Here is a 12,598-nt window from a genome sequence, read left to right on the forward strand (position 1 = left end):
TTTTTAAGTTTTGATTATGACTGAGGAAGTATAATATCTTGTGAGGTTTTAACCAGATCACTTTACTCCAAACAGAGACAAGTACTCTAATTAAAAAAACAAGGTGTTGTATTCGTTATCTGAATTCTATTGATAAAAAAGACCATAAATCGTTATGGTCTTTTTTATTATTCAATATCCTCAAAAAACTCTTTTAGTGTCATCTCATGAGCATCCAATATTTTGAGTAGACTGTGAAAAGTAAAGTTAGTCCCCTTCTCCATGCGCCAGTACTGCATTCTTGAAATGCCATACTCTATGGCGAAGTTTTCATAAGAGGTAAAACCTTTTTCAATACGTATTCGTTCTAATTTTTCTGCAATTTTTAGAATACGAGAGTCAAGTATTTTTTTTGGGGTATTTTTTTGTTTTGCCACTGTTTATCATTTTAAGATAAACAAAGTTGGGTTTTTCATAACTCTTAAATTACCTAAAATAAAATACATCATATATAAACATTTTTATTATGTTTGTCTTGTTTAACGTTTAAAAATCAATACTATGCGAAAACTACTAATGCTCATTCTACTCATTCCAATGGTCTCATGTTCACAAAGACAAGTGGACATGGATAAGTTGGCTGAACGAAACGGTGTCATGTACGAGGTCAACCAACAGAAACCCTTTACAGGAAAAGCCATTCTCAAACTACCAAACGGACAAAAGCTCATCGAAGGTAACTATAGTAAAGGTCTAAAACATGGTAGCTGGAAGGAATATCATAAGAACGGCACCTTGTTAATTAACAATGAATTTGTAAACGGAAAGATGTATGGACTTTCAGAGGTTTACTATGAGAATGGCAACATCAAATCAAAGATTCATTATAAGAACGATATGCGTCATGGGAGTTATGAGAAGTTTTTTGAAGATGGAAGCCTTTATGTTAAGACATACTATGACAGTAACAAGAGACATGGTAACTATATCTCGCATCACAAAAACGGGAATCCTAAAGAACGATCAGAATACAGAAACGGTAAAAAGATAGGCTTTTTTGAAAGCTACTGGAAAAATGGTAACAATAGGTTGACTTACACTAAAACTGAAGACGGAAGCTTTACAGGAGACCATATTACCTACAATGAAGATGGTTCTATTCAACGTCATGTATTTCACACATCAACAGATAGTAAAATAAACAAAGGAACATGGAAACGCTACTGGTCATCAGATTGGAAGATTGTTGATACGCCATCGGCTTACCGAAGCAGTGTCAGTTTTGATGACAATGGTAAGCCAAGTACCAATGCGGTTTTTTACTATAAAAATGGCAATAAATTTTCTGAAGGGTATTTTTCCTCAATTGAACCTGATAGTAGAGAAGGTAATTTTAAATGGTACTGGGAAGATGGCAGTATCAAAAAGGAATTGACCTACAAGAACAATATTCTAGATGGCGAAGCTAAAAGCTATTATAAAGAAAAGAATGTTACCAAGACAAGTAGTTTACAACAAAGAATCTTCTATAAAAACGGTAAACTGAATGGTAAAGTTGAACTCTACAATGGTAATGGTATGTTTCCTTCTGAAAATCCAAAGATTGTAGATTATAAGGTCAACCAGATGCCTCGCAGTTGGTGGAAAATTGAGGGTCAATGTGTAAACGGAAAATATGATGGTAATTTTAAAGTATGGTGGCGTTATGCAACCAACAGAAGGCGTGAACCTTTTAATATGCCTATCTACATCTTACATCAATGGGACAATGGTCATCTAACATCTAATGGCTATGATTATAAAGCAGGCATTCATAACTATTATGATAAGAAGGGGCGTAAAACTTCTTTACAAGATAGACATAATATTCTTGATCAAGTTGTTAGAGATGGTAAATGATAAAAATAGATAATTAACACATTTTAATTTAAATCAATTATTACATTAGAATGGTCTAAATAGAATTAATGAGGTTTTTTGATGTGAGTTAACTACTTAAGTTCCTAAGAAAAAACTAGTTAAGTTAAACAGCTTTCTAAAAAATAGACTATGAGTTAAGATGTAATTTTTATCGTTCTTAACGATGTAATAAAAATATATTTGTATATTATTGCAACATATTTTTATAGACTTAATTCTTAACTATTTAAAATGGCAGCAGCTGAAAAAATTATAGCATTACTTAAAAGTTATGGAGATGAAGATGAAAGCAGATTCTACTCTACGGCAATGCAAATTGCAGCTTCAGAAGCTAAAAAAGGCCATGCCAAATTAGCACTGGAACTAAAGGTGTTAATTGATAAAATTAAAATTCAAAGAAGTACTCAATCAGTTTCTAAAACAAGAACTCTTCCTGTTAATGAAGCCCAAAAAGAATTAAAAGATTTACTTGAAATATATCGTCCTCATATCAAAGTTAAGGACATGGTGCTTTCTAGGGATGTTAAAGAATCTCTTAATAGGATACTAATTGAGCAAAAAAAATTTGATCAGTTATTACAACATAATTTAGAGCCTAGAAGAAAATTAATGTTAGTTGGTCCGCCTGGCTGTGGTAAAACCATGACAGCAAAAGCTATTGCAGGAGATTTAGAGGTCCCGTTATTTATAATAAGACTTGATGGGTTAATTTCCAGATATATGGGTGAGTCCATAGCAAAATTAAGGCTAATTTTTGATTCTATGTACCAACACAGAGCAGTTTATCTTTTTGATGAATTTGATTCAATTGGAGCTAACAGGAGTTATGGAAATGAAGTTGGAGAAATAAAGCGTGTGTTAAATAGTTTTTTGATGAATATTGAAAAAGATGAGTCAAATAGTTTATTGATAGCGGCAACAAATTTACCTGAGTCATTGGATAAAGCTTTATTCAGAAGATTCGATGATATTATTCAATATCCATTACCAAAAGAAAATGAAATTTTGGAACTAATCAATATACAATTTAAAGGATATATGTTAACTAATAGTAAAAACCTAAAAGCTGTTGTTAAAGAAGCAGAAGGGTTAAGTTTTGCTGATATATCGAGTGCTTGTAAAGATGCTATCAAAGAAATGATAGTTTTAAATAAAGATAAGGTTTCAATCCCTTCTCTTCTTAAATTTATAAACAAAAGAAAACAACAATTTTAATTAAGATAATGCCTAGAGATTTAGACCACATACTAGTTTCTGGGTATGTTTCTGCTGAAAGTTATACAAGCCCAAATACTGGAAGAGATCGTGTAGTACCAACTGAACGAAATCGTAACATTCACGGTTCTTCTATACAGAACCAATTTGGAGTGGCGGTAAACGAATTCAGACAAGAGATAGACACTGATTACGTATATCTAGAATTTATATCTGAAGTAGATTGCTTAATGGCTTTTGATAGTTTAGATGATGGTAGAGGAGGCGATCATCGTTTTGTGTCTTCAAAAAGAGAACAGGTAATTATAAATGGTCAGGAGCATGAGCGATATAGAGCTTGTGTTTTTTTAAACACAAATGGGATATCTAAATTTTTAAATAAGATAGAGGCTTATTTAGATGAAAATAAAAATACTCCAAATGGCAATCCAAAAAATCAGAAACTAATCAATAATATTGCTTCAATTCAAAGAGCTACCCTAGAAAGTTTTTGGCAGGAAAAAGAAATTCCATTCCCAGATTATAATCAACAAATATGGTGGGAAGTTTGGATTAGAAGAGATGACTTTCAAAATGATTTACATGAGGAAGCTTCTATGATACCTATTTTGTTAGAGCAAGGAATAGAGGTTGGAGAAAGAAGATTAGTGTTTCCTGAACATATAGTCAGAATTATAAGAGCAACAGCAGAAACACTTTCAACTACTCTTTTGTATTCTGATAAGCTTGCAGAGCTAAGAAAACCTAAAGAAGCTGCAAATTTCTTTACAGGTCTAGAACAACAAGATGCAAATAATTGGGTTCAAGATTTAAAAAGTAGAACAGTAAATAATGTTACAGATGATTGTGTTTTGATAACTATCTTAGATACTGGAATAAACAGAGGACATCCTTTAATCGAAGACTTCCTTCCTGATGAAAATATGGATTCTGTTAAACCAGAATGGGGTACGGCAGACACTATACGACAAGGGCATGGAACTCAAATGGCTGGTTTATGTTTGTATGGTGATTTGACAGATATTTTACAAGATAATTCTCAAATTAATATTTATTATAACCTTGAATCGGTAAAACTGATACATCCTAATAATCCTCATGATCCTGAATTATATGGTGCAGTAACTGAAGAGGCTGTAGCTCGAGCAACAACCATGAATCCTCAAAACAAGAGAGTTATGGTTATGGCTGTATCAGCAACGGATGGAAGAGATAAAGGAAAGCCTTCTTCTTGGTCTAGTGCAGTGGATAAAATTTGTTTTGGGGAGAATGGAATTTCAGAGGACAAAACTGTATTCTGTGTATCAGGTGGGAATGTCGAAACCTATAATGTTACTGACTATCCAGTTAAAAACTACGGAGAATCTGTTCACGATCCTGCGCAAGCATTTAATGCTTTGACCATTGGGTCATATACAGAAAAGACATTTATAGACCAGCAACAATTTAATGGTGGACAACCTTTAGCTGAAACAGGTGCCATGTCTCCAAGTAATAGCACATCCATATCTTGGGATAATATGTGGGCGATTAAACCTGAAATTGTTCTAGAAGGCGGAAATCTTGGTAATCAAAATAATGGTATTATTGATCCTGATTCTTTGAGATTATTGTCTACAGGTAAGAACTTTAGATCTGAACCATTATGCAGTTTCGGTGATACTAGTGCAGCTTCTGGATTAGCTTCTCGCTATGCTTCATTATTAAGTAACCAATACCCCACATTATGGGCAGAAACAATAAAAGGGTTACTTGTTCATTCGGCATATTGGACAAATAATATGTTAGGAAATAGGCAAATACATGAATTATCAAGAATTGAAAAGATTAGCTTGTTAAGACAAGTTGGTTACGGTGTTCCAAATTATCTCAAAGCTTTAAAGAGTGCAAATAATTCACTTACATTGATAGCTCAACAATCTTTTATGCCTTTTCAATTAGATGGAAGTGCTATTAAGACAAACGATATGCATCTTTATACGCTTCCATGGCCAGTTGATGCTTTATCTAACTTGTTTGATGGTGAAGTTTCTCTTACAGTAACTTTATCATATTATATAGAGCCAAATCCAGGAAATAAACAATACAGCAAATCTTATTATTATCAATCACACGGATTAAGGTTTAAAATGATTGATTCTAATGAAACAATTGACCGTTTCAAAGAAAGAGTAAATAGAGAAGCGAGATCAGAAGATAATAATGAATCTTATTCAGGCGAGAATTGGATTATAGGAAGCCAAATAAGAGATAAAGGTGCCATTCACAAAGATATATGGACAGGAACAGGAGCAGATCTTTCAACACGAAATAGTATTGCAATATTCCCTGTTAACGGTTGGTGGAAAACCAGAAAGAAACTTATTCGTTATGACAATGCAGTAAGGTATAGTTTAATTATTTCTATCGAATCATCTGATGAAAATGTAGATCTTTACACACCGATTTTAAATATGGTTGATATTCAAGTTTAGTTTTTATTATTAAAATGCTTTCTAAAGTGAGTGTCAATTTTTAATTCTCTGGGAATTTTTCTGTACTAAGATAGTACTACTTTAAAATTAAAATATTTTTAGATATTTAAAAATAACCTCCCAGATTTGAAAGGCTATTTTAAATAAAAATTAATTAAGTTTTCTAAAGTTTTCTTCCATTTATGATATCCTTGATTCTAATTATATTAATATCTGTACAACTATATTCCACATTGTCAATTACAATTGGGGCAACTTGCTGAGGCTCGTTAGGGTCTGGAGTTTCAATCGGCTCTTCATTTAACAGGTTGTTATATATTTCAAATTGATAATCATTTGTTTCTCCCATCACGATCCCAGTGTTCCCATTACCATCATCTGTAGGTGGAGCAGAAGAATTCCAGCTGTGTTCGGAAGTTGACCCAATTAGGTTACCGTCGGCATCATATTCGTTGATTCTTTTGTAATCATATTTGTCAAGAACATATGCTCCTACAGCTACTGCACCCCATATGATTGGCCAAATAGGCTGGGGAGAAACAATAGTGTCAATATCTGGTTCATTCCATTCTCCTTCAGGCCCAATTCCAAATAGCTTTTGACTATAGATAATATCATTGCCATTATGAAATTGCATTTTTTCCGAATTAAAGGTAACACCCCTGTCCAAATACTTCTCCCCTGTAACTTTATTGGATGTATTTACTTTAGTTGTTACTTTTCTGCTACCATAAATCAATAAGTTAGAGTAGTAAACATTAAACCAATATTGGTCGGTCAGAGGTCTTAATTTAAATGAAAAATCAGATTGATTTTCATTGATCTTGGTAACGACCAATTCTCCATTTTCCAAAGTAGCTTTGGCATTTTCTAAATCATACACTTCATAATTGTCTTTAGATATATTGGATGAAGATTCGGTTTGGTCATCACCAGAACAAGAAACAAACAATATGAAACTTAGAATTAATGTAAAATAAAATAAGCTTTTCATAATATAAAATTTTAATTTCGCCTACTCTACAATGCAGTTTTCGGCTTCCCTGCTTTTCTGTTTACAAAGGTTTAATAACATTGCAGTAAAATTGATGATGGTTTAACCTAACTTTTTTGTTGGTAAGACGAAACATAAAAAGGTTATTTAACCCTAGCAGTTTGGTTTCAATAACCTTAATAAGGATGATATTAATAGTATTACTTTGCTTATATTCAACAATAAAAAAACATGTAATTATGAAAGCAAAGTATTTAATAGTATCAATTTTTAGTCTAATTGTTTTATCAATCTTTATTAGCTGTTCTTTTTCAAGAGGGACTGGAAGCGTGTCTAATGACAATACGTTGTGTCTAAATTATGAACGTTCTGACAAGAGCAATTTAGAGATTGGTTTAGTTCATGAAATGACAACACTTTATCAAAACAGCACTAATTTAGACAATACAAAAGCTGTTAGGTTAGATTTAGAAACCCTTAAAACATTCATTTATCATTTAGAAATGGAATCAAAAAAAAATAATATTTCCAGTAAGGATTTAGGGATTAGATTTTATTACGCACGTTATCCAAAACAAGCGACATGGAATAGTGTATACGCTAGAGATTTATCAGGTTTTATAAGGGATTCTAAAACAGAACAATACGCATTAAGACATACTTTAGTGTTGATTCCAACAATAAAGCAGGATTCTATAAATTATGACTTTGATCCTTTAGTACCTCAAAGCTACACAACAGGACTTTCATCGAGCTATTTAACTAGTTCAGATAATTATAATGCTAATCAAACCATCTTTGCATTAACAGTTACAGAACCAACTGTAAGCGCTCAAAATCATGGAGGACTTTACCCTCCTTATTCTAATACAGGAACTGGATTTTAAGTATATTATATGTCAGAGGTATTTAACATTTTAAAAAATGCACTACTAATAAGTCAGCTAATTTCGGTTATAATAGGTTTGTTATATCTGTTTAAAAGAAAGACAAGTTACTGGAAGTGGTTTTCTGTTTATTTAGTCATTATATTTATACAAGAGTATTTTTGGATGCAGGGTACAAGCATTGATAAGCAATACCGTATTGCATATTACGTATTCATCGGTGTGCCATTAGAATATCTCTTTTTTTATTGGCTATATGCATTAAAATCACAAAAAAGTAAGAAGTTATTTATGCTAAGTACCTCTATATATGTAATAACGGTATTAATTTCTGTTATTTATAAGAATGTAGATGAAGTATTCTCTATAAGCGTAAATGTCGGGACTATGATTTTAATTGTCCTAATCATATTGGAGTTTATCAAACAAATAAAAACAGATGATATTTTACAGTTTAAACAGAACAGAATGTTTTATATTAACCTAGGCTTAATATTGTTCTATATAGGTAATTATCCATTCCATATTTTTGGCCCAGAGCTATACGCCAACCATTTAGATATATGGAATGCCTATTACTTTTATTTTCTAACAACTAATATCCTGATGTACATTTTATTTTCAATAGCATTTATATGGGGAAAGAGACGATAATATTATCATTAATCCTATTTAATCTTTTTTTTCTGGCATTCATAGGAGGCATAATTGTTTTTATTCGGGAGTATAGAAAAAAGAAAAAAAAGCACGAAGAAGAACTAGAAAATGTAAGCTTAATGCATAAAAAGGAGTTGTTAGAAACTCAGGTTGAGATACAGACACAAACCATGAGCTATATAGGTAGGGAAATACATGACAATGTAGGGCAAAAGCTTACGCTATCCAGTCTTTATCTACAACAGTTGGTTTTTGAGGAGAAGATCCCAACCAATAGAAAAGATGCTATCTTAAAAGTAAATGAAATAATAGATCAGTCCTTGTCTGACCTGAGACAACTTTCTAAGTCATTAACCGATGATACAATTAGGAGTTCTTCCCTTTCGGAGCTTATAGAAAGTGAATGTAAAAAAACAGAAAGCCTAAAAGCATTTGAAATCACTTTTGATAACAATTTTAATATTGATGTAGATTCATATCAAGTAAAAAGCATATTGTTAAGAGTAATTCAGGAATTTATCCAGAATAGCTTGAAGCACTCTAGCTGTAAAAGAATTAATATTTTAATGTCAAATCAATTAAGAGAATTAACCTTAATATTGAAAGACGATGGAGTAGGGTTTGAAGTTAGCAATCATAACATAAATGGTGTTGGTTTAAAGAGCATAAAAAAGAGAGTTGAAATGCTAAATGGGTTTTACCAAATTAAAAGCACTAAAGAAGGCACAGAATTAACAATTAAAATTAATGTGTAATGAAATACAAGATAGCTATAGTAGATGATCATGTTTTAATAGCCAATGCTCTTAAAAGTATTATTTCAAACTTTCCTCAATTTGAAGTGATTCATATTAGTGAAAACGGATTGGACTTGCAGCAAAAGTTAAATAAAGAATCAGAAATCCCTAATATAGTATTATTAGATGTGAGTATGCCCATAATGGATGGCTTTGAAACAGCACAATGGTTAAAGGAGAATTATCCAGAAGTATTAATTATGGCACTGAGTATGCAAGATGATGATAAAAGCCTTATAAAAATGATAAAAAATGGAGCTAAAGGATATATGCTTAAAAATGCACAACCTACTCAATTGATAGAAGGATTAAATAACCTTATGGAAAGAGGTCAATTTTTCCCCGATTGGGCTTCAAGCAAAATTATTACTTCAATAAGTGGTAATTCTACTTCTATTGAATCTTGTGTAGATTTTAGTGAAAGAGAAAAAGAGTTTTTAAAGTATGTAACTACTGAGATGACTTATAAGGAAATTTCAGAAATAATGTATTGTAGTCCGAGAACCGTTGAAAATTATAGAGATAGTTTATTTGAAAAATTAGAATTGAAATCTAGAGTTGGTTTGGCCGTTTACGCCATCAAAAATGGTTTTTCAGTTTAGATTTAAGATACATAAATGATAGGATGCTGTTTATATTATAGGTTTTATTACAAACCAAAAAGATAGACAACCTAATAGAATAAAAGTGAGTAAACGCCAGCCAATACCTTTTTTAAAATCATAACCTAACTTGTTTTTCTTTATAAGAGTAGGCACTACAAAAGACAAGGTTTGATTTATAAATAATATTACAAGTAGCTTACCAAAAAAGCCTGTTTTTATTAAGTAATCTGCTAGAAATGTTTTGTCGAGGTACAAAGCCTTGTAAAAAAAATGTAGAAGAACAACTATAGCAATGATAATTAAATATGTGTTTTGTATATACTTATAAGAGGTTTGTTTCTTTTCTTCTTTTTTCTTTTTATCTATTTTCTTTTTAATTGACGGTATATAAGTTAAATTTAAATTAACAATATTATCTGCATTTAGAACAAATACATCACCAGGTACTTTAATTCTATTTCTGGATTGAGTGGGCTTATTTGTAGAATCCTTACTTTTCTCTTCAGTAGTAGTTATATCAAGGTTTTTCTTTTTATATCTATGAGTGTCAATTAGGTAAACCTTGTCTAATTTAGAAATGTCATCGCTTTTTAAATCATAATCAACAACATAACCAGTATATAATTCCTTTCTATCATTTTGATCACTAACAGAAACGAGAATGTCAGCATAGGTCATTAAAGTATCTTGATCTTTTCCTTTATTTCTTTTAAAAGCATCTTTGTGAGCATCCTCAAACTTTTTCATATTAAGAACTTCCCCACTAAAAATATAGTACCATTGGTTTTTAAATCTAAAGAGTTTATACTTTTTATCCTATTTTCTAGCTCTTATAAAACGACTACAGGTCCAACCTACAAAAGCTGAAAAACTAAATACACATACTGAATAAATGAAAAAAACTAATATATCATTTTCAATAAAATTTTTAGTAGAATCTTGGGTTCCATTTGTTCCGTCGGATGTTATATCTCTAAAAATTGTAAAAACGTCTAAATAACTAGATTCGAAGCCAAATGATAATTTGTAGAAAGTTACACATATAATTTGCATAACTATACCTGGGATTATACTAAAGAAAATAGAGTGTAATACAGGGTCTTTTGTATTAAATTGTTTTGAAAACTCTCCGAAAAAAAAGAATCTTCTAAATAAGATTCCTGGTATAACAATAGCAATAAAAAAAGCTATGAAGCCTAAAGTAAGATTCATAGCTTAAAGTTATAAAATGGATTCTAATTTTGTCTTTTCCCAATCTCCTGTATCATGATATTGGTCTACAGCTTCTCTTAGTTTATCTGCTGTTTCAGGATCTTTAATAGCCTTTAAACCATCTTCAGAAATAACATGTGTTTCTGTTTCTGAAGATACAGATTTATAAGCACGAACAATAATAGCAACAATGGCTAAAAGTCCTGCTAAAGCCAAAATATTTTCTATTGCACTTTTATTGTTTTCCATTATTTCTATTGATTTGAATTGCGAAATTATCTATTTTAATAACGATAAAAAAGTAATTTAGTATATAATTTCCAAATATCATACCATAAATATTAAAATTAAAACATTCATTCTTCCTTATAGTTTGAGAAGAATACGCTTGTCCTTAACAAAAAAATGTCCCAAGTCGAAAGCCAAATTTCAAATGGCAATCTTTTGGGACATTTTTGTTCGCTATGACGAAAATCGCCATCGGCTTTTTCGACACATCGAGGCTTCAATTATATTGAAGGCAAGATTGCCTCTGAACCGTTCAAATGAACTTATCAAAGGCATTCTTGGCAAAGGGCTTCCCTTTTGCATTACCCTTAAAGAAAGAAGACAGGAACATGTGTATGTCCTGTCTTGTTTTATAAAAAAGGGGTTACAAAATAAATTTAAGTTTAGCGGATACTTTTAAAACTGATTTTTAGTTTCTGTACAAAAGACTAATTCCCCTTTTTCGTTAATATATCCCATTTTCTTTTTATCCTCTTTTTTAAAGACGACTAAAGCTAAATTTGAGTCAAATTCACCAATGCTATTATAAGGTGTTTCTTTAATTTCAAAATTATCTACATTAAATAAACTAATTTTAGAACCATGTTTTAACTTAATCAAGTTACCATTTTCAATAATATCATATTTTGATTCATCATATTTTTTATCAACTCTTAGCTCTTTAAAGTCGAATAAAATTTCCCCTTTTTCATTTATTAGTCTATACCCATAGTTTGTTATATTATTAACTTTTTTATGATTGTAAAGCCTAACAATTGCTTTACCATTGACAAATTTAGAAGCTTCTACAAATTGAGGTTCTAATATAATTTTATTATCATTGTCGATATATCCAAATAGATTATCAATATTTTTTACTATAGCTTTATTTTCATTAAAATCACTAGGTTCATAAGAATACATAAAATCAATTGCAACCTCACCTTTGCTGTTTAAAAACCCCCACTTATTTTTTCCTTCAGTTTCAGAGTACCTAAACGCCTTGATGAATCCATTCTTTAATTTTTTGAATTTTTTATAGTTATAATCCGATTTAAAATCGGAAACTAAACTTTTAATCGCATAGTATTTAGAATATTTATCATCTAAATTTTTAATACCAATCAGTTCATTTGAGATAGGTAATATTGGATCCTGAACTCCGTTTTTTGAAATGACAGAGAAAATTATTTGACCATTTTCATTCATTATTTTAAAGGTAGGTTTAGATAGGTTTTTAAAATCCTTAATGATAAAAAATGAATTAACAGTTTGAATGGAAAAACTTGGATTTAATATAAATTCGCCTGTAAATTTTCTGATAGCATCTTTATGAAACCCAAATTGACGTTGTAAGTATACAGTCTTACCCTGAAAGTCTGTGCCGTTATCTAAAGTTTGTATAACATCTAATTTACCAATTAGATTACCATCAACATCAATAAACCCTTTTAAGTTACCTGTTTGGACTAAGGCATAGCCATTTTTAAAATCATTTAGTTTATCAAAATATAAAGGTTTTTGAGCAAATAGAAAGTTTGATAAAAGTAAAATTGAAATAGTCGTGTAAAGTCTCATTATTTTTAGTTTA

General features: G+C 30.8%; 13 protein-coding genes. 7 read left to right on the forward strand and 6 right to left on the reverse strand.

The genetic code is table 11. The features are described 5' to 3' along the window. Positions 1–167: 167 nt before the first annotated feature. Positions 168–416 carry a helix-turn-helix domain-containing protein gene (locus tag FHS04_RS03900; protein WP_106680532.1) on the reverse strand — a complete coding sequence of 83 codons (249 nt, stop codon included), beginning with the start codon at positions 414–416 and terminating at the stop codon, positions 168–170. Positions 417–807: 391 nt separating this feature from the next. Between FHS04_RS03900 and FHS04_RS03905 the strand changes: the two genes are divergently transcribed. The 3 genes from FHS04_RS03905 (at position 808) to FHS04_RS03915 (ending at position 5,588) form a co-directional block, all read left to right on the forward strand. Further along, positions 808–1,878, forward strand: coding sequence for a toxin-antitoxin system YwqK family antitoxin (locus tag FHS04_RS03905; protein WP_183408363.1), 1,071 nt, complete (start codon positions 808–810; stop codon positions 1,876–1,878). A gap of 252 nt (positions 1,879–2,130) precedes the next feature. After that, on the forward strand, positions 2,131–3,114 hold the full coding sequence (locus FHS04_RS03910; RefSeq protein WP_106680528.1) for an AAA family ATPase: 984 nt from the start codon (positions 2,131–2,133) through the stop codon (positions 3,112–3,114). A gap of 8 nt (positions 3,115–3,122) precedes the next feature. Then, positions 3,123–5,588: a S8 family peptidase gene (locus FHS04_RS03915; RefSeq protein WP_106680527.1), complete on the forward strand. Its 2,466-nt coding sequence runs from the start codon at positions 3,123–3,125 to the stop codon at positions 5,586–5,588. A 163-nt stretch (positions 5,589–5,751) separates the two neighbouring features. Here the strand turns inward: FHS04_RS03915 and FHS04_RS03920 are convergent, their stop codons facing one another. Further along, the gene (locus FHS04_RS03920) at positions 5,752–6,582 is read right to left on the reverse strand and encodes a hypothetical protein (protein WP_106680525.1); all 831 of its coding nucleotides are present in this window, start codon (positions 6,580–6,582) and stop codon (positions 5,752–5,754) included. Between the two features lie 239 nt (positions 6,583–6,821). Between FHS04_RS03920 and FHS04_RS03925 the strand changes: the two genes are divergently transcribed. From FHS04_RS03925 to FHS04_RS03940, 4 genes are read left to right on the forward strand one after another with little or no spacing between them, the layout of a single operon-like run. Continuing rightward, positions 6,822–7,469, forward strand: a complete 648-nt coding sequence (locus FHS04_RS03925; protein ID WP_106680523.1) for a hypothetical protein — start codon at positions 6,822–6,824, stop codon at positions 7,467–7,469. 9 nt (positions 7,470–7,478) lie between these two features. Further along, positions 7,479–8,123 (forward strand): hypothetical protein, encoded by a 645-nt coding sequence (locus FHS04_RS03930; RefSeq protein ID WP_106680520.1) that lies wholly within the window; start codon positions 7,479–7,481, stop codon positions 8,121–8,123. Next, positions 8,105–8,881 carry a sensor histidine kinase gene (locus FHS04_RS03935; RefSeq protein WP_106680517.1) on the forward strand — a complete coding sequence of 259 codons (777 nt, stop codon included), beginning with the start codon at positions 8,105–8,107 and terminating at the stop codon, positions 8,879–8,881. The genes FHS04_RS03930 and FHS04_RS03935 overlap by 19 nt, the downstream gene beginning before the upstream one ends. Continuing rightward, complete coding sequence (locus tag FHS04_RS03940; RefSeq protein ID WP_106680514.1) at positions 8,881–9,525, forward strand: response regulator; 645 nt, start codon at positions 8,881–8,883, stop codon at positions 9,523–9,525. Before FHS04_RS03935 ends, FHS04_RS03940 begins: the two co-directional genes overlap by 1 nt. A gap of 30 nt (positions 9,526–9,555) precedes the next feature. Here the strand turns inward: FHS04_RS03940 and FHS04_RS03945 are convergent, their stop codons facing one another. The 4 genes from FHS04_RS03945 to FHS04_RS03960 form a co-directional block, all read right to left on the reverse strand. Continuing rightward, positions 9,556–10,275 (reverse strand): hypothetical protein, encoded by a 720-nt coding sequence (locus FHS04_RS03945; protein WP_106680511.1) that lies wholly within the window; start codon positions 10,273–10,275, stop codon positions 9,556–9,558. A gap of 69 nt (positions 10,276–10,344) precedes the next feature. Next, positions 10,345–10,740: a hypothetical protein gene (locus FHS04_RS03950; protein ID WP_106680509.1), complete on the reverse strand. Its 396-nt coding sequence runs from the start codon at positions 10,738–10,740 to the stop codon at positions 10,345–10,347. 9 nt (positions 10,741–10,749) lie between these two features. Continuing rightward, on the reverse strand, positions 10,750–10,989 hold the full coding sequence (locus FHS04_RS03955) for a hypothetical protein (RefSeq protein ID WP_106680507.1): 240 nt from the start codon (positions 10,987–10,989) through the stop codon (positions 10,750–10,752). A 435-nt stretch (positions 10,990–11,424) separates the two neighbouring features. Then, positions 11,425–12,585, reverse strand: coding sequence for a WG repeat-containing protein (locus FHS04_RS03960; protein ID WP_106680504.1), 1,161 nt, complete (start codon positions 12,583–12,585; stop codon positions 11,425–11,427). Positions 12,586–12,598 lie beyond the last annotated feature (13 nt).

Origin of the sequence: Mesoflavibacter zeaxanthinifaciens subsp. sabulilitoris (genome assembly GCF_014191595.1) — a bacterium.
GTDB lineage: Bacteria > Bacteroidota > Bacteroidia > Flavobacteriales > Flavobacteriaceae > Mesoflavibacter > Mesoflavibacter zeaxanthinifaciens.